This window comes from Croceicoccus sp. YJ47 (genome assembly GCF_016745095.1).
Taxonomy (GTDB): domain Bacteria; phylum Pseudomonadota; class Alphaproteobacteria; order Sphingomonadales; family Sphingomonadaceae; genus Croceicoccus.
The window spans coordinates 3,125,641-3,146,487 of record NZ_CP067087.1; the positions used below are offsets into that span (position 1 = coordinate 3,125,641).

Below are 20,847 nucleotides of genomic sequence, written 5' to 3' on the forward strand. Positions count from 1 at the left end.
GGACGACTATGTGGGCGGACATGGACGACATCGCAGCAAATTCCGACCTCTCGCCGCAGCAGCTCGAACGCCGGCGCAAGCCTGACTGGATCCGGGTGAAGGCGCCCACGAGCAAGGGCTACGCCGAAACGCGCAAGCTCATGCGCGATCTCAAGCTCAACACCGTGTGCGAGGAAGCGGCCTGTCCCAATATCGGCGAATGCTGGACGAAGAAGCACGCCACCGTGATGATCCTCGGCGACGTGTGCACGCGGGCGTGCGCGTTCTGTAACGTAAAGACCGGCATGCCGCGCATGGTCGATGCGAGCGAGCCGCAGCATACCGCCGATGCCGCCGCCGCGCTGGGCCTCGAACATATCGTCATCACCTCGGTCGACCGCGACGATCTGCCCGACGGCGGCGCGGGGCAGTTCGTGAAGGTGATCGAGGCGCTGCGCCGCACCGCGCCCGACACCACGATCGAGATTTTGACCCCCGATTTCCGCGGCAAGATGAAGGCCGCGATCGCCGCCATCGTCGAGGCCGGCCCGGACGTGTTCAACCACAATCTGGAAACCGTGCCGCGGCTCTATCCTACGATCCGGCCCGGTGCGCGCTATTACAATTCGCTCCGCCTGCTCGAGGAGGTGAAGGACCGCAACCCGTCGATCTTCACCAAGTCCGGCATCATGCTGGGGCTGGGCGAGGAACGGCTCGAGGTGCATCAGGTCATGGACGACATGCGAAGCGCCGACATCGACTTCCTCACCATGGGGCAATATCTGCAACCGACGCCGAAACATGCGAAGGTCGTCGATTTCGTCAAGCCGCAGCAGTTCGACGCACTGGGCGCGATCGCGCGGGCGAAGGGCTTCCTGCAGGTCGCGTCGAGCCCGTTGACGCGGTCGAGCTATCACGCCGGCGACGATTTTGCCGAGATGCGCGCCGCGCGCGAGGCGAAGCTCGCCAGGGCCGCGACGACGCCTGCGAAAATTCCGGGACGCAAGGCACGCTGAACGACCGATGCCCAGTATTCGAGAATCCAAAGAGCTGCCCTACAGCGCCGACCGCATGTTTGCGCTGGTGGCGGATGTGAAAAGCTATCCGCAATTCCTGCCGTGGGTCGTGGCGACGCGGGTGCGATCCGACGACGGCACGGTGATGATCGCGGACATGATGGTCGGGTTCAAGGCGCTGCGTGAAAAGTTCACCTCGCGCGTGACGCGCAATGCGCCGCACGACATCAAGGTCGAATATATCGAGGGGCCGCTCAGCCACCTTGAAAACCTGTGGCATTTCGAGCCGACCGGCCCCGACAGCTGCCGCATCGATTTCAGCGTGGATTTCGCGTTCAAGAACCCGATTTTCGAGGCGCTTGCCGGCACATATCTCGACCGCGCGTTTCGCAAGATGGTGGGCGCGTTCGAAAAACGCGCCGAAGAACTTTACGGCAACAGCAGTTCGAGCGCGCACAGCGTCGCCTGATGCCGGACGTCGGCGCGGGTCCGGCAGTCGAAACGTTTCAGCTCCGCCGTCGGTTCGTCGTCCGCCTGTCCGCGGATGGCGCGGGCGAAGACCACCGTGCCAACCGGCTTCATCTCGCTCCCGCCTTCCGGCCCGGCGATGCCCGTTATAGACACCGCGACGTCGGCACGGGAGGCCGCCAGCGCACCCTGCGCCATGGACCAGGCGACGGCCACCGATACCGCGCCGAAGGTTTCGATAAGATCACTCGGCACCTGTAGCTGTTCCATCTTCGATTCGTTGGAATAGGTGATGAAGCCGCGTTCGAGCACCTTGCTCGACCCCGCAATTTCGGTGAGCGCGGCACCGACGAGCCCGCCGGTGCAACTTTCCGCAAGCGCGACGGTCCGGCCGATCCGGATGTTTTCCTCCACCACCCGGCGGGCAAGCTCGGTAATGTCGGAGGAAAGCATGCTATCCATCGTATCGTCCTTTCAGCAGCGCGTCACAAGAACGCTGGCCTGCGCCGCGATCCCTTCGCCGCGCCCGGTGAAGCCCAGCCGTTCGGTCGTCGTGGCCTTTACCGATATGGCGCCGATCTCCGCGCCCACAAGTTCCGCAAGCCTTGCGCGCATCGCATCGCGGTGCGGGCCGATCTTCGGTCGTTCGCAGATAATGGTCAGATCCGCATTCGCAAGGCGATAGCCGCATTCCCGCGCCAGCCCGACCGCGTGGGTCAGGAACAGGTGCGAGGCGGCACCGCGCCATTGCGGGTCGGAAGGGGGGAAATGCTGTCCGATGTCGCCCGCCGCCACCGCGCCCAGAATCGCATCGGTGAGCGCGTGCAGCGCCACGTCGGCGTCGCTGTGCCCCGACAACGCCCGATCGTGGCGCACATGCACACCGCACAGCCAAAGCCCGTCGCCAGGCACAAGTCTGTGCACGTCATAACCGTTCCCGATGCGGAAGGCGGGGATGGTTTCGGCGGTTCGTTCCATGTTCGCCTCCGGAAAATCTTCGCGCCAGGTCAGCTTGCGCAGCCGGGCGTCCCCATCGACGAGCGCGACGGCGTGCCCGGTTTTGGCCAGCACCTCCGCATCGTCGCCGGCAATCGCCTCCCCCGACCAGCTGCGGTGCGCGGCGAGGATTTCCGCGAAAGAAAAGGCCTGCGGCGTCTGCACCCGGCGCAGCGTTGCGCGGTCGAGCATGGCGCCGCGCATCTCGCCCTCGGCGCTGATCATGCTGTCCGCGACGGGCAACACCGGAATCGCCCCCGCCGCATTGTCGAGCGCACGCAGCAAGCGCGTCACGACTTCGCCAGGCAGGTCGGGCCGCGCGGCATCGTGGATGAGCACGCGCGACGGCGCCCGCTCGCACAGGCGTTCGAGACCGGCGCGCACCGATTCCTGCCGCGTGCGACCGCCGGCGGTGAAGAGCAGGCCTTCGCACGCACCGATCGCGGCGCGCGCGGTCGTTTCCTCGCCCGCCGGGACGACGACGACGATCGGATCGGCGCCAGCCTCCCGCATCCGCGTGACGGCGAGGCCGAGCATCGTGGTCCCGCCGATCGCCGCATATTGCTTCGCCACCGGAAGGCCCGCGCGCGTTCCGCTCCCGCCCGCGACGATGACGGCGGCAAATGTTCGCTGTTCTTCGCTGCGCATGGCAGGCGCGCTACAACCTTGCCGCGCTGGCGGCAATCGACTATGCGCCGTGCTTAAATAATAGGCACTTTTCATGACTCATCCACAGCCCCCCAAGCTCGCCCCTATTGCCATCGGTCCTGTCGCGATTGCCGAACCGGTGATCCTGGCGCCGATGACCGGCGTGACCGATCGTCCGTTTCGCACGCTCGTGCGGCGCTTCGGTTCGGGGCTGAACGTGACGGAGATGATCGCGAGCCCCGCGATGATCCGCGAAACGCGGCAATCCCTGCAAAAGGCCGCCTGGGCCCCGGTCGAGGAGCCGGTCTCGCTGCAGCTCGCCGGGTGCAATCCTGCGGAAATGGCGGAGGCGGCGAAGCTGAATGCGGATCGCGGCGCCGCCATCATCGACATCAACATGGGCTGTCCGGTGAAGAAGGTCGTGAACGGCGATGCGGGCTCCGCGCTAATGCGGGACGTGCCGCTGGCCGCTTCGCTGATCGAGGCGACGGTGAAGGCGGTCGACGTTCCGGTCACGGTGAAGATGCGGATGGGTTGGGACCACAACGCGCTCAACGCACCCGAACTGGCCCGCATCGCGCAGGATCTCGGCGCGAAAATGATCACCGTGCACGGCCGCACCCGCAACCAGATGTACAAGGGCAGCGCGGACTGGGCCTTCATCCGCAAGGTGAAGGACGCGGTCACGATCCCCGTGATCGCCAATGGCGACATCAACGGCATCGAGGAGGCCGCGATGGCCCTCTCGCAAAGCGGTGCCGATGGCGTGATGGTCGGGCGCGGCGCCTATGGCAAGCCGTGGCTGCTCGGTCAGATCATGGACTGGCTCGCCGGGCGCGACGTGCGACCCGATCCGACCTTACCCGAACAATTCGCCCTGATTTCAGAGCATTATCAAAGCATGCTCGACCATTACGGGAGCGATACCGGGGTCAAGATGGCGCGCAAGCATCTGGGTTGGTATACGAAGGGTCTGCAAGGCTCCGCCGGATTTCGCAATCGCGTCAATTTCATCGACGATCCCGATGCGGTCATGGCCGCCCTGCGCGCCTTCTACGAACCGAAGTTCGACGACGAACTTGCCCAAGAAGCGGCGTGAACCACGCGCCCGATCCCGGCGCGGACCGGATCCTCGCCAGCCTTCCGCATGCGGTCATTCTCCTGCGATCCGACCTGACCATTCACAGGGTCAATACGGCGGGCGAAATCCTTCTGGGGCAGGGGGAAGGGCGGCTCGTCGGGCGGGCATTGTCCGATGCGATCACCTTTGCCGAACCGCGCCTCATCGAAATGATGGCCGACAGCGAAGTGCGCGTGAATGCGCGCGATGTGAGCGCGACGGTCGGCGGACACGTCGCCGGGCCGGTCCACGTCTCGCTCGCCCCGGTGTTCGGGTGGACAGGGTGGCGCGTTCTCACGCTCATCCGGCCGGTGGAGGTCGAGGCGCTCGAAGGGGCGGCGGGACCGGACGGCGACGACAGCATGCTGCGTGCGCCCGAAATCCTCGCGCATGAGATCAAGAACCCGCTTGCCGGCATCCGCGGCGCGGCACAGCTCATCGCGCGAAGGCTTGGTGAGGAGGGACGCGAGCTGACCGGCCTCATCGCGAGCGAGGTCGACCGCATCGCCGCACTTATCGATCAAATGCAATCGCTTAGCCGAAAGAGTTCAGACCCGTCCGAACCCATCAACCTGCATCTGGCGGTGCGCCGGGCGCGCGCGGTGCTGGAAATGTCGGAGCCCCATATTCGCATCGTGGAGGATTACGACCCCTCGCTTCCCGAAGTGATGGCCAGCGTGAATGCGCTCGTGCAGATCCTGCTCAACCTGATGAGCAATGCCGCCGATGCCTCCCGCGGGGAAAAGGATCCGGTCATCATGCTGCGCACGAAGTTCGCGAGCGGGATCAAGCTTCACCCCAGGGGCGGAGATGCGCCGATCCGCCTGCCCATCGAAATCCGGGTCAGCAACAACGGCCCCCGGATCGATCCGGCGCTGCGCGCGCATATCTTCGAACCTTTCGTCAGCGCGAAACAGCATGGGCAGGGGCTCGGCCTGGCGCTGGTCCGCAAGATGGTCCGGGACATGCACGGGCGCATCACGCACGACCGGGACGAGGCACGCGGCCTGACCCATTTCCGGATCCACCTGCCCGTTGCCGGAACGCTTTCGCATGCCCTGTCGGAACAGCCCGAAAGAACGACGCCATGACCGATCCGGTTCTTCTGGTCGAGGATGACAATTCCATTGCCATCGTTATTTCCGCAGCGCTCGAGGCCGAGGGCCTGCGTGTCGTAAGATGCGAGACGATTGCCGCACGCGACGAGGCGCTGCGCGACGGGCGTTTCGCAATCCTGCTGACCGATGTGATGTTGAAAGATGGCGACGGGATCGCGACGCTTGGCGAGGTTCGCGCCCGTCATCCCGACATGCCGGTCATCATCCTCTCGGCGCAGAATACGCTCGATACGGCGGTGCGGGCGACCGATACGGGTGCGTTCGAATATTTTCCCAAGCCCTTCGACCTCGACGATCTGGTGCGCGCCGCGCTTCAGGCCATCAGCGAGCGGACTGGCGCGCAGGCCCAGGCTGCGGATGATGCCGGCAGCGATGGCGAAACGACGCAATTGCCGCTCATCGGCCGGTCACCGCCGATGCAGGCCGTGTTCCGCATGATCACCCGCGTCTTGCGCAACGACCTCACTGTCCTGATCCTCGGCGAATCGGGCACGGGGAAGGAGGTCGTGGCCGAAACCATCCATCAGCTCGGCTCGCGGCGCGGCAACCCGTTTGTCGCGGTGAACACCGCCGCCATTCCGGCTGAACTCATCGAATCCGAGCTGTTCGGCCATGAAAAGGGTGCCTTTACCGGGGCGGTGGCCCGTCATGCCGGCAAGTTCGAGCAGGCGCGCGGCGGTACGCTTTTCCTCGACGAGATCGGCGACATGCCGATGCAGGCGCAGACACGCCTGCTGCGCGCGCTGCAATCGGGCACGATCCTGCGCGTCGGTGGGCGAGAGGAGGTGGCGATCGACGCGCGGATCATTGCGGCCACCAATCGCGATCTCGGCCCGCTGATCCAGGCGGGGAAGTTTCGCGAGGATCTGTTTTATCGCCTGAACGTGGTGCCGATGAAGCTGCCCCCCCTGCGCGAGCGGGGCGCGGACGTGGCGGCGCTCGCCACGCATTTCCTCAATGGCGCGGCGCAGGACGGGCTTCCGCGGCATCGGCTTTCCGATGCGGCTGCGACGCTCCTTGCGCAGCAATACTGGCGCGGCAACGTTCGCGAATTGAAGAATTTCATCTATCGCCTGGTCCTGTTTTCGCGGGAGGAGACGATCGATGTCGGTGCGGTTCGCGCGCTGCTCGACGAAACGGGCGGGCCTGCACCCGTACCACCGCCGCAGGGCGCGATCGACGCAGGCGATCACGGCGATCCCGGTTTCGAGGCGGCGCTGGGCCGGTGGATGGCAGCGCACGAGCCGGCCAATGGCGACATCTACGCCTCGGCGCTCGCTGCATTCGAAAAGCCCTTGTTCGAACATGCCTTGCGCACGACGGGCGGAAATCAGCTGCGCGCGGCGGAAATGCTGGGCATCAATCGCAACACGCTGCGCAAGCGGGTGAACGAGTTGGGCATCGATGTCGATGCGCTGTCCGGGCGGGGTGCGCCCGGCACGTCTTCGCGGCAAATTTTGCAACCATAAGTCACTTGCCATTCAGCCACAGCAGTGTTGTATCCCGGCCACGATGGATGCCACGCCCGACATGACTCTCGACAATACGCAGTCCGACGTCGGAAAGGCGGCGCCGCATGGTGCGTCCTTCTGGGCGCGCGGGCGGCGGCAGATCGCGCTGTTCTGGCACCGGGCGAACGGGTTCGCGCTGCTCGAAATCGCGGCGTTGGCGGCGTTGATCGCCGTGGTGGTGAGCGGGTGGTCCACGCTCGACGGGAGCGACACGCCCGGCGAATTGCTGCCGACGGTGACGACGACGACGCTGCTCGTCGCGACGCTGGTTCCGGGCATGGGGCTGCTCGTGCTCATGGGGCGGCGGCTCGCGCTGCGCCGGGCGTTGCGACAGATGGGCAGCACCGGACAGCTGCACGTGCGGCTCGTGTTCTTCTTCTCGCTCCTCGCCGCGGTTCCGACTTTGCTCGTCGTGGTGTTCGCCTCGGTGCTGTTTCAATCGGGGGTCGAGTTCTGGTTTTCGGAACGGTCGCGCGGCATGCTGGAGGATGCGAACCAGCTCGCGCGCGGATATTACGAGGAAAATTTCCGCGATGTCGGCGACAAGAGCGTCGCGATGGCCGACGATATCCGGTTCTACCTGTCGCAGGTTTCGCTCACCAATCCTGAATTCGCGGAGGCATTCACGCGCCAGGTCATCCTGCGCGAACTCGACAAATCCGCCATTCTGGAACGGGGGGAGGACGGCGTGGTGCGCACCGCTGCCATCGTCGACCCCGACGAGTCCACCGACCCCGGCGCCATCGATCCAGAGGTGTTCGAACGCCTGATCGCGGGCGAAACCGTCGTGGTCAGCTCCACGGCGGAGCGGCTTGAGGCGGTGACGCCGCTCGATCTCAGTGCGGGGATCTATCTTTATACCGCGCGCGATTCCGACGCCCGTTCGCTCATGCAGTGGCAGCGGGCGCAGAGCGTGCTCGAAAACTACGATCAGATTACGGGCCGCGCACGCCTGCTCCAGTTGCAGTTCAACATGGCCCTGCTCATCGTATCGCTGATGCTGGTCGGGCTCGCGGTGTGGTTCGCGCTGCGCTTTGCGGATCGGCAGGTCGCGCCGCTTGCCGAACTTCTCGCCGCGACGCGCACGGTGGGTGCCGGCAATTTCGCGATGCGCGTCGCAGGTCGCACGGGGAGCGACGAGATCGGACAGCTCAACCGCGCCTTCAACCGCATGACGGAGCAGATCGAGCAGCAGACCCATGCGCTGATCGGTGCCAATGCGCAACTTGACGAGCGGCGCGCCTTTACAGAAGCCGTGCTGGATTCCGCGACGGCGGGCATCGTGTCGGTCGACCGCGACGGGCGCATCCTGCTCATCAACGGGTCGGCGCAGACCATGCTCGGCAGCCAGGACGAAAGCTCCGCCATCGGGCAGTCGCTCCTCGATATCGCACCGCAATTGCACGCGCTCGTCGCGCAAGGGCGGGGCGGGGGCATCGTGCAGTATCCGCGCGGCGGCGACACGCGCACCTTCACGGTCAAGCTGGCCGAGACGCAGCATGGCCACGTTCTCACCTTCGAGGATATTACCCGGCAATTGCTCGACCAGAGGCGCGCGGCATGGTCCGACGTGGCCCGCCGCATCGCGCATGAAATCAAGAACCCGCTCACGCCGATACAGCTGGCGACGGAACGGCTCGGCCGGCGTTTCCGCAGGCAGGTCGAGCACGATACCGAATTGTTCGACGAGTTGATGGCGACGATCATCCGGCAGGTCGGCGACCTGCGCAAGATGGTGGACGAATTTTCCTCCTTCGCCCGCATGCCCAAGCCGAATTTCCGGAACGAGGACATCAGCGAGCTGATCCGGCAGTCGCTCTTCCTTCAGGAAGTGGCGCACCCCGAAATCGCGTATCGTTATATTGCGAGCGATGGTGACACGGTCATCGAATGCGACCGGCACCAGGTCGGCCAGGCCATGACCAATGTTCTTAAAAACGCGGCAGAAGCCGTTGAAACACGACAGGAAGATGGCTCCGACTATCGCGGTCTGATAGAGGTGTCGATCGACGCCGACAGTGCAGGGGTGACGGTGATCGTCGCCGACAATGGCGTCGGCCTGCCGCAGGACAGCGGCAATATCGTCGAGCCCTACATGACGACGCGGGAAAAGGGCACGGGCCTTGGTCTCGCCATCGTGCAGAAGATCGTGGGCGAACACGGGGGAAACATCGCTTTCGAAGCCGGGTCGGAGGGGGGCACGCGGGTCCGGCTTCGCTTCGCGCGCGAACCGCTCGCCGGGGCTGCGGCAACGGACGAACGGGATAATGGCGAATGACATTGGAGCGAACGGTGCAAGCCGCAACTGATGATATGCAAGGACGCTGAATGGCTCTCGATATTCTCATCGTCGACGACGAACGCGATATTCGCGAACTGGTCGCGGGCGTGCTTTCGGACGAAGGTTACGAATGCCGCACCGCCGGCGACAGCCGCGCCGCGCTCGCCGCGATCGACGAACGCCGGCCCTCGCTGGTCCTGCTCGACGTGTGGCTCCACGGCTCGCCGATGGACGGGCTGGAGGTGCTCGACGCGATCAAGGCGCGCGAGCCCGACCTTCCGGTCATCATCTTTTCCGGGCACGGCAATATCGAGACCGCCGTGGCCGCGGTGTCGCGCGGTGCGGTGGATTTCATCGAGAAGCCCTTCGAATCCGAACGGCTCCTGCTCATGGTCGCCCGCGCGACCGAGACCGAAAGCCTGCGCCGCGAAAACATCCGCCTGAAACAGGATGACGAGGCGGGCTTTGCCGAATTCAACGGCAACAGCAGCGCGATCAACAACGTGCGGGCCACGTTGAAGCGCGTGGCCAATACCGGCAGCCGCGTGCTCATCACCGGCCCCGCGGGTGCAGGCAAGGAAGTCGCCGCCCGCCTGCTGCATCAATGGAGCAACCGCGCGGACAAGCCCTTCGTCACCGTCAATTCCGCCCGCATCACCCCCGAACGGTTCGAGCAGGAGCTTTTCGGCGAGGAATCGAACGGGCGCCTTGTGCGCACGGGGCTGCTCGAAACGGCGGACGGGGGCACGCTCTACCTCGACGAGGTGGCGGACATGCCCGAATCCTCGCAGGCGCGGATCCTGCGCGTGCTGACCGATCAATCCTTCGCCCGCGTGGGCGGCAACCGGCAATTGCGCGTCGACGTGCGGGTCGCATCCTCGACCTCCACCGATCTTGAGCAGGCGATCGCCGAACGGCGGTTTCGGGAGGATCTCTACTACCGGCTCAACGTCGTGCCGGTCGCGGTGCCGGGGCTGAGCGAACGGCGGCGGGACATTCCCGTGCTCGTCACGCATTTCTTCACCCGCTACGCCAATCAGCAAGGGCTGACCCCGCCGGAGGTGAGCGACGACGCGATGGCGGTGCTGCAAAGCTACGACTGGCCCGGAAATGTCCGGCAGTTGCGCAATGTGATCGAGCGGACGGTCATCCTGACCCCGCGCGAAAAATTCACGCGGGTGGAGGCCGACATGCTCCCCGCCGAGCTTACCAGCGACAATGGCGAGGACAGCGCCGGGCTGACCGCGATGATGGGCATCCCCCTGCGCGAGGCCCGCGAACAGTTCGAACGCGAATATCTGCGGATTCAGATCCGGCGCTTTTCCGGCAATATCTCGCGCACGGCGAGCTTTATCGGGATGGAACGCTCCGCTCTCCACCGCAAGCTCAAGACGCTCGGCATCAATGAACGACGCGAGGATCAGGAATAGCGTTTCGGGGAACCACTTGCGCTTGGGGGCTTTGGCCAAATAGAATTGGTGCGGCGCAGCGTGAAAGAGATTCGCGGCTGCGCAGCACACGATGATCTTACCGGTTCCATCCGGCCAGACTGCGGCGGGGGCAATCCCGCACGCCAAGAAAAAGGAAAAGATCATGGTAAGCAAGACATTGAGCATCAAGACACCGCCCCCCGCACCGCCTGCGCCCCCCGCGCCGCCGAAGCCTGCGAAGAAAAGCGCCGCCAAGGGCAGCCAGAACCTTCAGGATCTTTTCCTGAACCAGCTCCGCCGCAGCAAGACCCCGGTGACCATGTTTCTGGTCAAGGGCGTGAAGCTTCAGGGGATCGTGACCTGGTTCGACAATTTCTCGATCCTGCTGCGCCGCGATGGACAATCGCAGCTTGTCTATAAGCACGCCATTTCCACCATCATGCCCACCGTGCCGATGGACGCCGAACAATTCGAAATGGACGACGCGGTCCGCGGCAAGCGCCAGTTGCAGGACGTTTTCCTGACCTCCGTGCGCGAGGCGGGCGTCCATGTGACCATGTTCCTCATCAATGGCGTCATGTTGCAGGGGCGCATCGCGGCCTATGACCTGTTCTGCATGCTGCTCGAACGCGAAGGCTATGTGCAGCTTGCTTACAAACATGCGGTGTCGACGGTGCAGCCGGTCAGCCACGTGGATCTGAGCGGGGACTGGGACGAAGATGGCGACGATGGTTAGGCCGACATCTTGAGCGACGACATTACCGGCGAAGTAACCCGCGGCGCACGCGCCGTCGTGGTCATGCCCGACATCCGCACCGCCCATATCGCCGACCCGGAGGCCCGCCTCGAAGAGGGGCGGGGGCTGGCACTTGCCATCGGGATCGAGGTGGTCGACAGTTTCGTCATCCCCATCCGTGAGGTGCGCCCTGCGACCCTTTTCGGCGCCGGTCAGATCGAGCGGATCGACACCGCCTGCGCGATGGAGGAGGCCGAGCTCGTCATCGTCGACGGCGCCTTGTCCGCGATACAGCAACGCAATCTGGAAGAAAAACTCAAGCGCAAAGTCATCGACCGTACCGGGCTCATCCTCGAGATTTTCGGCGAGCGTGCGGCGACGGCCGAAGGGCGCCTTCAGGTGGAGCTCGCCCATCTCGATTATCAGGCGGGCCGGCTCGTGCGCAGCTGGACCCACCTCGAACGGCAGCGCGGCGGCTATGGCTTCCTCGGCGGGCCGGGCGAAACGCAGATCGAGGCGGACCGCCGGATGATCCGCGACCGCATGGCCCGCCTGCGCCGCGATCTGGAGCAGGTGCGCCGGACCCGCGCCTTGCACCGGGCGCGGCGGGGAAGGGCGCCCTGGCCGGTGGTGGCGCTGGTCGGCTATACCAATGCCGGGAAATCGACGCTTTTCAATCGCATGACCGGCGCATCGGTCATGGCCGAGGATCTGCTTTTCGCGACGCTCGACCCGACGATGCGGGCGGTGTCGCTGCCTGCGGTTGAGAAGATCATCCTGTCGGACACGGTCGGTTTCATCTCCGACCTGCCGACGCAGCTTGTCGCCGCTTTCCGCGCCACGCTGGAAGAGGTGACGGGCGCCGATGTCATCGTGCACGTGCGCGACATATCGAGCGACGCCGCCGAGGAACAAAAGCAGCAGGTCGAACAGATTCTCCACGACCTCGACATCAACGCGGAGGAGGGGGATGGCCTGCAAATCCCGGTGATCGAAGCCTGGAACAAGTGGGACAGGCTTTCCCCCGAAAGGCAGGAGCAGCTGAGCGAGATTGCCGGTCGTGAAGACGATATGCCGATCATCCCGATTTCGGCGCTGACCGGTGAGGGTGTCGACAGGCTCGAGCGGGCGATCGCGGAACGGCTTACGCAGGATGCGCGCGTGTACGAGTTTCTCTTGCCGACCAAGGACGGGCAGCGGATTGCCTGGCTGCATGCGCATGGCGAGGTTCTGTCCGAAGCCGCGGCGGGTGAGGGCGACGATGGCCCGCAAACCGCGATGACGGTGCGCTTGGGGCCGATCGAATATGGCCGTTTTTCAAGCCTTTAAAAGAATGTCTTAACGCTCGGACTCATTCTTTTCATCGCGCTTCGCCGCTTGCCAAAGCTGCTCCTGTGCGTGGAGGTCGAGCGTGTCGAATGCGCGGCCTTCACGGGCAGCACGTTGCTCCATATTGGTAAAACGCCGCTCGAACTTGCGGTTGGCGGCGCGCAGGGCCTCTTCGGGGTCTATGCCGCGTTTGCGCAGGAGGTTGACGGCCGAAAACAGCAGATCGCCGGCTTCCTCGGCGCGCTCCGCATCGGTTTGCGCGGCGTCGAATTCCCGAATTTCCTCGGCCAGTTTGGCTGCGGCGCCGCGATCGTCGGGCCAGTCGAAGCCGACGCGCGCGGCGCGTTTCTGCAATTTTTCGGCCCGCATCAGCGCTGGCAGACCTAGCGCCACGCCGTCGAGAGCCCCCGATTGCGATCTCGCCGCACGTTCCTCGGCCTTGACCGCTTCCCAATTTCGGTTGGCGCTGACCTGTGTGCTGTCGTCGGCGAAGATATGGGGATGGCGCCGCCGCATCTTGGCCGCGATGCCGCTCGCGACCTGTGCGAAGTCGAACAGATCCGCTTCCTCGGCCATACGTGCGTGGAATACTACCTGAAGGAGAAGATCACCGAGTTCGTCGGACAGATCGCCCATGTCGCACCGCGCGATGGCATCGGCGACTTCGTAAGCTTCCTCGATCGTATAGGGAGCAATGCTTTCGAAATCCTGCGCGAGATCCCATGCGCAGCCAGTCTCCGGATCGCGCAGTCGGGCCATCACCGTCAACAGATCGAGAAGTGCCGAGGCGGCGTTTTCCAAACCCTTTCCTCCAAACCGATAATACATATTATGTTAAATAGAGGGCATTCTGCTAGCGCATGCCGCCGAACGCGAACGCGGCCAAGGCGAACAGCCCGACCCAAAGCAATGCCATTTGCAGCAGCTTGGTCCTGGGTACCTGATGCGATTTCAGCGCGCTCAACGCCAGAACGAGCCAGCCCAGCAGGCTCACCACCGACACGATCGCAAGCGCGGTCACAGCGTCACCGTCAGACCGTCGAACGCAGGCTCGACATGATCCGGCGTTTCCGCGGCCAACGCATCGTAGTCCATGCTCTTGTCCAGATGCGTCAGGATGACACGGCGTGCCCCGCACCGTTCCGCAAGTTCGAGCGCCATGCCAAGATGCGCATGGGTTGGATGCGGATCACGCCGCAGACAGTCCACGACCAACAACTCGACATCGCGGAAAAGCGTAACCATTTCGGTTCGAATTTCACTGAAATCCGTCGCATAACCGATTGATTTATCGCCATTATCAAAACGATAGGCCGTGCTTTTAGCAGGCCCGTGCGGCATCACGGTCCAGCCCAGCCGCATGCCGTGCACGAGGCGCAAACGGTCCAGAGTCTCGATCTGGCATATGGTGGGGTAGCCATGCTGCCCGGCAAAGACATATCCGAAGCGCTGGCGAAGGCGGCGTACCGTTTCCTCCGCCGCATAGGCCGGTATCGGACCCGCCCGACCGTAGCGCAGCACGCGAAGATCATCGATCCCATGACAATGGTCGGCATGGTCATGCGTCCAGAACACCGCATCGATCCCGGCGATGTCATTGGCGAGCAGCTGATTGCGCAGATCCGGCGATGTATCGATGAGCACGCGCGCGCCATCGTCGGATTCAATCACGATCGACACGCGCGATCGCCGGTTGCGCGGATTGTCGGGATCGCACACGCCCCAATCGTTCCCGATGCGCGGCACGCCGGTCGATGTGCCGGAACCGAGAATGATCAGTTTCATGCCTGCGCCTTTTGAAACAGTGCAAAGAAATTGCGTCCGGTTTGCGCGGCAAGAGTATCCTCAGACACGCCGCGCAGCGCGGCGAGAAACGCCAGCGTATCACCGACGAAGGCCGGCTCGCACGTCTTTCCGCGATGGGGCACCGGCGCGAGAAACGGCGAATCCGTTTCGACCAGCAGGCGATCGTCCGGAATGTCACGCGCGGCCGCCTGCAGGTCTTTTGCATTCTTGAACGTCACGATCCCGGAAATGGAAATCGTCAGTCCGAGGTCCAGCACCGCATCGCCAAATTTGCGCGACGCCGTAAAGCAATGGATGAGCGCGGGAAAGGCGCCCTTCTCCATCTCTTCGCGCAGGATGGAGAGCGTGTCGGCCTCCGCATCGCGGGTATGGATGATGATCGGCAGCCCGGTATCGCGCGCGACGCCAATATGCATGACGAACAATTCGCGCTGCGCCTCGCGGTCGGATTTATCGTAATAATAATCGAGGCCGGTTTCGCCGATGCCGATGACGCGGGGATGCTCGCTCGCCTCCATGAGAGCCGTGCGGCCAAGGTCGCGATGTTTGTCCGCTTCGTGCGGGTGTATGCCCACGCTCGCCCACACATCGTCCTCGCGCTGTGCCGTGGCAACCACCGCGTCCCATTCGGATTGCCGGGTCGAGATGTTCAGGAACCCGCGAACGCCCCGCGCCCGCGCCGCGGCCAGAATATCGCCCTGTCGCTCGATCAAGCCTTCGTAATTGAGGTGACAATGCGAATCGATCAGCATTACGCGTCCCCTTCCCCCAGTTGCAGGCGGGGAAAAATCGGCTGCGGATCGACGATCTTGACCGTCTCGCACAGCAGCGGCGCGCGTTCCATCGCGGCGAAATCGCGCGCGTCGCCTGCCGCTGCCACGATGTCGAGAATGCGCGCGGCGGAGCCCGGCACGACCGGCTGTATCGCGATGGCAAGGTCGCGGATACACCCGACGAGCGTGGCGAGCACGCGACGCATCCGCGCCGGATCGATCTTTCGCAAGGTCCACGGCGCCTGCTCGTCGACATATTGGTTACAGGCGAAGACGGCCTGCATCCAAGCCTCGATCCCTTGCGAAAAGGCCAGCGCCTCGAAATGGGCGGGCAATTCGCGCAGGCACGCCTCGCGGACTTTCCCGGCGAGCGCACGGTCTGCGTCCTGCGCCTCGCCATCGACGTCGAAGCCGCCCTCGCAATTCTTCGCGATGAAGGAGGAGACACGCTGCGCCAGATTGCCGAAGCTGTTGGCGAGTTCGGCATTCGCGCGCGTGACGATCGCCTCTGCCGAGTAGCTTCCGTCCTGGCCGAACGCGATTTCCCGCATCAGGAAGTAGCGCAGCACATCCGCGCCATATGTTTCAACAAGGCCCACCGGATCGGTCACATTGCCGAGCGATTTCGATTCCTTCTGCCCACGGTTCAGGAGGAACCCATGGCCGAACACCTGCCGCGGCACAGGCAGGTTCGCACTCAACAGGAAAGCCGGCCAGTAAACGGCATGAAAACGCACGATATCCTTACCGATGAGATGCACATCGGCAGGCCAGAAACGCGCAAAATCGCCGCCCGTATCGGGATAGCCCAGACCCGTGAGATAGTTGGTCAGCGCATCGACCCAGACATACATCACGTGGTCTTCGCTTCCCGGCACCTTCACGCCCCAGTCGAAGCTGCTGCGGGAAACGGACAGGTCGCGCAGCCCGCCCTCGACAAAGCGCATGACCTCGTTGCGGCGGCTTTCGGGGCGGATGAAATCGGGGTTGTCGCGGTACAGGTCGAGCAGAGGCTGCTGATACTTCGAAAGGCGGAAGAACCAGCTTTCCTCCACCGTCCATTCGACGGGCGTGCCCTGGGGCGAGAGCTTTTCGTCCCCCTCCCCTTCGGTCAGCTCGCTTTCATCGTAATACGCCTCGTCGCGGATCGAATACCAGCCTTCGTAGCGGTCGCGATAGAGGTCGCCGCGCGCAGCCATGGCGGACCAAAGCGCCTGGCTGGCGGCATGGTGCGCGTCCTCCGTCGTGCGGATAAAACGGTCATAGCTGATGTCAAGCATGTCGAACAGATGCTTGAAATGAGAGGACATTTCATCGCTCAACGCGCGCGGCGTCACGTCGAGATCGCGCGCCTTCTGCATCATCTTCAGGCCATGTTCGTCCGTGCCGGTCTGAAACCGCACGTCCCGCCCGCGCAGCCGTTGAAACCGGGCCGCGACATCGGCGGCGATGGTTTCGTAGGCGTGGCCGATATGCGGCTTGCCATTGGGATAATGGATGGCGGTGGTGATGTAATACGGCTCGGCCATGGGTGGCGCGTCTCTTTCATTAAACGTGCGAGGGGCCGCGAGATGCGGCGATCAGTTGCCCTTCCCTTTAGGCATCGCAATATCGGCCAGCAACCCGCCGATTTCCACCACGGTCAGTCCGGGGTCGAAATTCGCATAGGGGATTTCCGCACCCAACCGGGTCAGCGCCGCATGCGCGGTGATGAGCCGGGCCTGCTCCCCCTTCGCCGCTTCGGGCAGTCTGGCGGCGCAGATCGTGCGGGCAAGATCGACACTCGCCACCAGCCGGTCGCGGTCGGGCCGCGTTCCGATCGCCTTGGCAAGCGCGCCGCGCCGCGCGAAATCGGCATCCCCATGCGCGGCAATCCCGATCAGCTCGTGGCGGATCGGCGCCATGTCCTTTGCGATGAAGCCAAGCGCCGCGCCGGGCGACCCGTGCGCCGCGGCAATCGCAGCCTCGCGAATGTCGGGCGAGACGTCGGGCGCCGCGTCGGCCACAACCCGGTGCATCTGTGCATCGTCGAGCGCGGCAAACCGCAGCATCCGGCAGCGCGAACGCACCGTGGGCAAAAGCCCGCCCGGCCGATGCGAAACGAGCAGGAATATCGTCCCGGTAAGCGGCTCCTCCAGGCTTTTGAGCAGCGCGTTCACCGCCGATTTTTCGAGATCGTCGATCGAATCGATGATGATCGCCCGCCGCGGCCCGAGCGTTGGCCGCGTGTTCAACCGCCGCTGCATGGCGCGCACCTGCTCGACATTGATGCTGCGCTTCGTGGCGAAGGGTTTGCCCTCCTCCATCTTTTTCTCATCCTCCTTGCTGGCCTACGGACGGGTCAGGATGAGGATATCGGGATGCGATGTCGCAGGCGGCTGCGCCGTGCCGTCCACCTCCACCAGAGCGGCGGCAGCATGAATCGCAAACTGCGCCTTGCCGATCCCCGCCATCCCGGTCAGCAGCCAGGCATGGTGCAACCGTTCGTCCGCCACCGCGGCGCGCCATTGGCGCCATGGCGTTTCATGTCCGACAAGCGCAGTCATCGACGGAAGTGGAGCAAGGATCGGGCCATCACGGTGCGCCGACTGCTATACCGATTGTCCGCGCCCGGCAATTGGGGCGGCGGGCTTTCCTCACAATTCGGGCGCTGTGGCATTGCTCGCGATCAGGGCGGCATTCATCTCCGCGCCCAGCAGGAGGATATAGGCCGACGCCCACATCCAGGTCAGCAATACGATCACCGCGCCCAGCGAGCCATAGGTCGCATTGTAATTGCCGAAGTTCGACACGTAATAGCCGAACAGCAAGGTCGCGACGACAATCCCCACCGCGGCCAGCACCGAGCCGGGCGTCAGCCATTTGAACGCCGCCGTCTCGCAAGCCGGGCCATAGCGGAACAGGAGCGCCGCCCCGCCGGTGATCGCAGCCGCCAGCACGAGATAGGCCAGGATCTTGCCCAGCGGCGCAAAGACCGCCGGCGCCGCATCGAGCATTCCGTCGAGAAAGCCGAGCGCCGCGATCGCGCCCACCGACAACAGCACGATCAGTGCCCCGCCGACGGTCACGCCGATGGCGGTCAGGTTCTTCCCGATGAAACTGCGGCTCTCCTTGCACTCATACGCGATGTTGAGCGCGATGATGAGCGCCCCTGCGCCCTTGCGCGCACTGAACACTGCCACCAGCAGGGCGAGGATCAGCCCCAGCCCCTTCTTCGACGAAGAGCTTTCGACCACGGCGGAAAGCTGATCCTGCACGAGTTCGGCCGCGCTTCCGGGCAAATCCTGTGCGAGCGACTGCATCTGCACCGCGACCGTCTGCGGATCGGCGACCAGTCCGTAGGTGAGAACCGTCGCCGCCATCAGCGGAACCATCGCCAGAAATCCATAAAACGCCACGCCCGCCGCGATCAGGCTGATATTATCGTCACCGCCGCGCGCCCAGGCCTGCTTCGCCGCCGCGATCCATCCGCCGCTCGGCAAATCATATGGTGAATATGCTGTCGGCATGGCCGTCCCCTGTCTCGTACATGTTCGGTATCGCGCGATCATCCGATGCTGCACCATGCACCATCGGGCGGCAATCGCCACCGCGCCCGTCTTCAACAGCCTAACCCCCGCGCCGGGCTCGCGGTTCCATGCGCCCTGTCTCGCCCCGCCGAAATCCGGGGGCATTGCACAGCTTTCATTTGCCCCTGCCCGGCCGCTGTGGCAGCAACGGGCGTACATGGAAGAACAAGCTCTCGTAATCGCCCTCGTCGGCGTCCTGGGTATCGGGGCGCAATGGGTTGCGTGGCGAACCGGGTGGCCTACCATCGTGCTGATGATGGTGGCCGGGTTCGCCGTCGGCCCCGTTTTCGGCATCATGGACCCGCATCACGCCTTTGGCGAATTGCTGGAACCGGCCGTCGCCATCGGCGTCGCGCTCATCCTGTTCGAAGGCGGGCTGAGCCTCAATTTCAAGGAATTGAAGAAAACGGGCGGCGCGGTCTGGCGGCTCGTGGTTCTGGGTGTGCCGATCGCATGGTTCGCCGGATCGCTCGCCTGCTATTACATTGCCGGGCTGGTCTGGCCGGTATCGATCCTGTTCGCCGGCATTCTGGTGGTGACCGGACCGACGGTCGTCCTGCCCCTCCTGCGACAATCGAGCGTGGCGCAAAGGCCGGCGGCGATTCTCAAATGGGAAGCGATTGTGAACGATCCCTTCGGCGCGATGTGCGCGGTGATCGCCTATGAATATTTTCGCGCGTCGGCCAGCGGCGCGACCATTTTCGACGTGGTCCCGCAACTCGTATTCGCCGCGATCGCCGCCGCCGTCCTCGGCTATGCCGCGGCGTGGGTCATCGCGTGGAGCTTCCCGCGCGGCATGGTGCCCGAATATCTGAAGGCGCCGGTCCTGCTCGTGGTGGTGGTTGCGCTGTTCGTCGCCTCCAACACGATACAGCAGGAAACCGGCCTGGTCGCGGTTACGATCATGGGCATCGCGCTGGCCAATATGAAGGTGGATTCGCTGCGCGACATTCACCCGTTCAAACAGAACATCGCGGTCATCATGGTATCGGGCATCTTCGTACTCTTGTCCGCCTCTCTCGAACGGGAATCGCTGGCCTTGCTGGAATGGCGTTTCGTATTGTTCCTGCTGGCGATATTGTTCCTCGTGCGGCCGGCAACCATCCTGCTCAGCCTCGCCTTCTCCAAGGTGCCGTGGAACGAGCGTCTGTTCCTTGCCTGGATCGCGCCGCGCGGCATCGTGGCCGTCGCGATTTCGGGCCTGTTCGCCCTGCGCCTCTCGGATCTGGGCTATGGCGACGGGTCCATCCTCATCAGCCTGTCGTTCGCCGTCGTGGTGGCGACGATCGTGGCGCATGGCTTTACCGTCGGCATCGTGTCGCGCTGGCTCAAAGTCACCGGCTCCACCACTCCGGGCATATTGATGGTCGGCGCAACGCCGTGGTCCATCGCGCTCGCGAAGGAAATGTCGGACATCGAGGTTCCGGTGCTCATCGCCGATACGAGCTGGTGGCGCCTGTCAAAGGCGCGGCAGCAGGGGGTGCAGACCTATCACGGCGAAATTCTCGCCGAATCGACGGAACATTCGCTCGATCTTTCGCAATTCGGCGTGCTGGTCGCCGCGACGGAAAACGAGGCGTATAACGCGCTTGTCTGTAACGAGTTCGCGCCGGAAATCGGGCGCGACGCGGTGTATCAGCTTGGCGAGGCCGGAGGGCATGACGACCCGCGCGCCCTGCCCCCGTCGATCCGGGGCCGAAGCCTGTTCGAATCCGGGGTCGACATGGACGAAATCTACCGCAGGCAGCAGCAGGGCTGGGAATTTCGCAAGACGCGCCTGTCCGAACGTTTCGGGTTCGAGGAGGCGCAGGCCGCGCTTCCGGCCGATGCCGATTTCCTCCTGCTCGTTCGCAAGGGCGGCGGGATCCGGTTCTTTACCCATGCCACCCGCCCCACTCCGGCCGCCGGCGACACCGTGATATCCTATTCACCGCCCGAGGATCCGGTGACCGAGAAGGTGCAGGCCAAAAAGGAAAAGCGGGCGAAGATACAGGCCAAGGCCGATGCCGAGACCGGGGCGAACCAGGCCGGAGCGCCGGAAGGCCCGATGGGGGAAGCGACATGAAA

Annotated in this window: 20 protein-coding genes; 10 read left to right on the forward strand and 10 right to left on the reverse strand. The window is 64.2% G+C overall.

Annotated features, from left to right (window positions below; genetic code table 11):
• Positions 1–20: 20 nt before the first annotated feature.
• Both lipA and JD971_RS15260 read left to right on the forward strand, forming a co-directional pair.
• Complete coding sequence (gene lipA, locus JD971_RS15255) at positions 21–995, forward strand: lipoyl synthase (RefSeq protein WP_202084717.1); 975 nt, start codon at positions 21–23, stop codon at positions 993–995.
• Between the two features lie 7 nt (positions 996–1,002).
• A complete protein-coding gene (locus JD971_RS15260; RefSeq protein ID WP_202084719.1) occupies positions 1,003–1,464 on the forward strand; it encodes a type II toxin-antitoxin system RatA family toxin in 462 nt (153 codons plus the stop codon).
• Here JD971_RS15260 and JD971_RS15265 read toward each other — a convergent pair.
• The gene (locus JD971_RS15265) at positions 1,425–1,925 is read right to left on the reverse strand and encodes a CinA family protein (protein WP_202084721.1); all 501 of its coding nucleotides are present in this window, start codon (positions 1,923–1,925) and stop codon (positions 1,425–1,427) included. The two genes, JD971_RS15260 and JD971_RS15265, sit on opposite strands and share 40 nt — an antisense overlap.
• Before the next feature lie 12 nt (positions 1,926–1,937).
• Complete coding sequence (locus JD971_RS15270) at positions 1,938–3,107, reverse strand: bifunctional 2-C-methyl-D-erythritol 4-phosphate cytidylyltransferase/2-C-methyl-D-erythritol 2,4-cyclodiphosphate synthase (protein WP_202084723.1); 1,170 nt, start codon at positions 3,105–3,107, stop codon at positions 1,938–1,940.
• Between the two features lie 73 nt (positions 3,108–3,180).
• Here JD971_RS15270 and dusB point away from each other — a divergent pair, with 73 nt between their 5' ends.
• The 7 genes from dusB to hflX all read left to right on the forward strand — a co-directional run bounded on the left by dusB (position 3,181) and on the right by hflX (position 12,632).
• A complete protein-coding gene (gene dusB / locus JD971_RS15275; protein WP_202084725.1) occupies positions 3,181–4,206 on the forward strand; it encodes a tRNA dihydrouridine synthase DusB in 1,026 nt (341 codons plus the stop codon).
• A complete protein-coding gene (locus tag JD971_RS15280) occupies positions 4,203–5,318 on the forward strand; it encodes a nitrogen regulation protein NR(II) (protein WP_236672135.1) in 1,116 nt (371 codons plus the stop codon). The genes dusB and JD971_RS15280 overlap by 4 nt, the downstream gene beginning before the upstream one ends.
• Positions 5,315–6,814, forward strand: coding sequence for a sigma-54 dependent transcriptional regulator (locus JD971_RS15285; RefSeq protein ID WP_202084727.1), 1,500 nt, complete (start codon positions 5,315–5,317; stop codon positions 6,812–6,814). Before JD971_RS15280 ends, JD971_RS15285 begins: the two co-directional genes overlap by 4 nt.
• Positions 6,815–6,857: 43 nt before the next feature.
• Positions 6,858–9,134, forward strand: a complete 2,277-nt coding sequence (locus tag JD971_RS15290) for an ATP-binding protein (RefSeq protein WP_236672136.1) — start codon at positions 6,858–6,860, stop codon at positions 9,132–9,134.
• A 50-nt stretch (positions 9,135–9,184) separates the two neighbouring features.
• Entirely contained in the window at positions 9,185–10,567 is a 1,383-nt protein-coding gene (locus JD971_RS15295) for a sigma-54 dependent transcriptional regulator (RefSeq protein WP_202084729.1), read from the forward strand.
• 163 nt (positions 10,568–10,730) lie between these two features.
• Positions 10,731–11,303, forward strand: coding sequence for an RNA chaperone Hfq (gene hfq / locus JD971_RS15300; protein ID WP_202084732.1), 573 nt, complete (start codon positions 10,731–10,733; stop codon positions 11,301–11,303).
• Positions 11,304–11,366: 63 nt separating this feature from the next.
• Positions 11,367–12,632, forward strand: coding sequence for a GTPase HflX (gene hflX / locus JD971_RS15305; RefSeq protein ID WP_202087765.1), 1,266 nt, complete (start codon positions 11,367–11,369; stop codon positions 12,630–12,632).
• Between the two features lie 9 nt (positions 12,633–12,641).
• Here the strand turns inward: hflX and mazG are convergent, their stop codons facing one another.
• The 8 genes from mazG to JD971_RS15340 form a co-directional block, all read right to left on the reverse strand.
• A complete protein-coding gene (gene mazG, locus JD971_RS15310) occupies positions 12,642–13,460 on the reverse strand; it encodes a nucleoside triphosphate pyrophosphohydrolase (RefSeq protein WP_202084734.1) in 819 nt (272 codons plus the stop codon).
• A gap of 25 nt (positions 13,461–13,485) precedes the next feature.
• The gene (locus JD971_RS15315; protein WP_202084736.1) at positions 13,486–13,653 is read right to left on the reverse strand and encodes a hypothetical protein; all 168 of its coding nucleotides are present in this window, start codon (positions 13,651–13,653) and stop codon (positions 13,486–13,488) included.
• On the reverse strand, positions 13,650–14,417 hold the full coding sequence (locus JD971_RS15320; protein WP_202084739.1) for an MBL fold metallo-hydrolase: 768 nt from the start codon (positions 14,415–14,417) through the stop codon (positions 13,650–13,652). The genes JD971_RS15315 and JD971_RS15320 overlap by 4 nt, the downstream gene beginning before the upstream one ends.
• Complete coding sequence (locus JD971_RS15325; RefSeq protein ID WP_202084741.1) at positions 14,414–15,190, reverse strand: TatD family hydrolase; 777 nt, start codon at positions 15,188–15,190, stop codon at positions 14,414–14,416. The genes JD971_RS15320 and JD971_RS15325 overlap by 4 nt, the downstream gene beginning before the upstream one ends.
• Complete coding sequence (gene metG, locus JD971_RS15330; protein WP_202084743.1) at positions 15,190–16,740, reverse strand: methionine--tRNA ligase; 1,551 nt, start codon at positions 16,738–16,740, stop codon at positions 15,190–15,192. The genes JD971_RS15325 and metG overlap by 1 nt, the downstream gene beginning before the upstream one ends.
• Positions 16,741–16,791: 51 nt before the next feature.
• Positions 16,792–17,517, reverse strand: a complete 726-nt coding sequence (locus JD971_RS15335; RefSeq protein WP_371809668.1) for a DNA polymerase III subunit delta' — start codon at positions 17,515–17,517, stop codon at positions 16,792–16,794.
• 24 nt (positions 17,518–17,541) lie between these two features.
• Positions 17,542–17,757, reverse strand: coding sequence for a hypothetical protein (locus JD971_RS17240; protein WP_371809669.1), 216 nt, complete (start codon positions 17,755–17,757; stop codon positions 17,542–17,544).
• A 90-nt stretch (positions 17,758–17,847) separates the two neighbouring features.
• On the reverse strand, positions 17,848–18,720 hold the full coding sequence (locus JD971_RS15340) for a YihY/virulence factor BrkB family protein (protein WP_202084745.1): 873 nt from the start codon (positions 18,718–18,720) through the stop codon (positions 17,848–17,850).
• A gap of 217 nt (positions 18,721–18,937) precedes the next feature.
• On the opposite strand from JD971_RS15340, the gene JD971_RS15345 reads away from it, so the two are divergent.
• Positions 18,938–20,845 carry a sodium:proton antiporter gene (locus tag JD971_RS15345; RefSeq protein ID WP_202084747.1) on the forward strand — a complete coding sequence of 636 codons (1,908 nt, stop codon included), beginning with the start codon at positions 18,938–18,940 and terminating at the stop codon, positions 20,843–20,845.
• Positions 20,846–20,847: the final 2 nt, after the last annotated feature.

Coding starts and splice junctions, on each gene's coding strand:
- JD971_RS15320 (WP_202084739.1), bottom strand. CDS start 14,417: ATGAAACTGATCATTCTCGGTTCCGGCACATCGACCGGCGTGCCGCGC.
- dusB (WP_202084725.1), top strand. CDS start 3,181: ATGACTCATCCACAGCCCCCCAAGCTCGCCCCTATTGCCATCGGTCCT.
- JD971_RS15270 (WP_202084723.1), bottom strand. CDS start 3,107: ATGCGCAGCGAAGAACAGCGAACATTTGCCGCCGTCATCGTCGCGGGC.
- JD971_RS15290 (WP_236672136.1), top strand. CDS start 6,858: ATGGATGCCACGCCCGACATGACTCTCGACAATACGCAGTCCGACGTC.
- JD971_RS15335 (WP_371809668.1), bottom strand. CDS start 17,517: ATGGAGGAGGGCAAACCCTTCGCCACGAAGCGCAGCATCAATGTCGAG.
- hflX (WP_202087765.1), top strand. CDS start 11,367: ATGCCCGACATCCGCACCGCCCATATCGCCGACCCGGAGGCCCGCCTC.
- JD971_RS15345 (WP_202084747.1), top strand. CDS start 18,938: ATGGAAGAACAAGCTCTCGTAATCGCCCTCGTCGGCGTCCTGGGTATC.
- hfq (WP_202084732.1), top strand. CDS start 10,731: ATGGTAAGCAAGACATTGAGCATCAAGACACCGCCCCCCGCACCGCCT.
- JD971_RS15265 (WP_202084721.1), bottom strand. CDS start 1,925: ATGGATAGCATGCTTTCCTCCGACATTACCGAGCTTGCCCGCCGGGTG.
- metG (WP_202084743.1), bottom strand. CDS start 16,740: ATGGCCGAGCCGTATTACATCACCACCGCCATCCATTATCCCAATGGC.
- lipA (WP_202084717.1), top strand. CDS start 21: ATGGACGACATCGCAGCAAATTCCGACCTCTCGCCGCAGCAGCTCGAA.
- JD971_RS17240 (WP_371809669.1), bottom strand. CDS start 17,757: ATGACTGCGCTTGTCGGACATGAAACGCCATGGCGCCAATGGCGCGCC.
- JD971_RS15295 (WP_202084729.1), top strand. CDS start 9,185: ATGGCTCTCGATATTCTCATCGTCGACGACGAACGCGATATTCGCGAA.
- JD971_RS15260 (WP_202084719.1), top strand. CDS start 1,003: ATGCCCAGTATTCGAGAATCCAAAGAGCTGCCCTACAGCGCCGACCGC.
- JD971_RS15285 (WP_202084727.1), top strand. CDS start 5,315: ATGACCGATCCGGTTCTTCTGGTCGAGGATGACAATTCCATTGCCATC.
- mazG (WP_202084734.1), bottom strand. CDS start 13,460: ATGTATTATCGGTTTGGAGGAAAGGGTTTGGAAAACGCCGCCTCGGCA.
- JD971_RS15340 (WP_202084745.1), bottom strand. CDS start 18,720: ATGCCGACAGCATATTCACCATATGATTTGCCGAGCGGCGGATGGATC.
- JD971_RS15325 (WP_202084741.1), bottom strand. CDS start 15,190: ATGCTGATCGATTCGCATTGTCACCTCAATTACGAAGGCTTGATCGAG.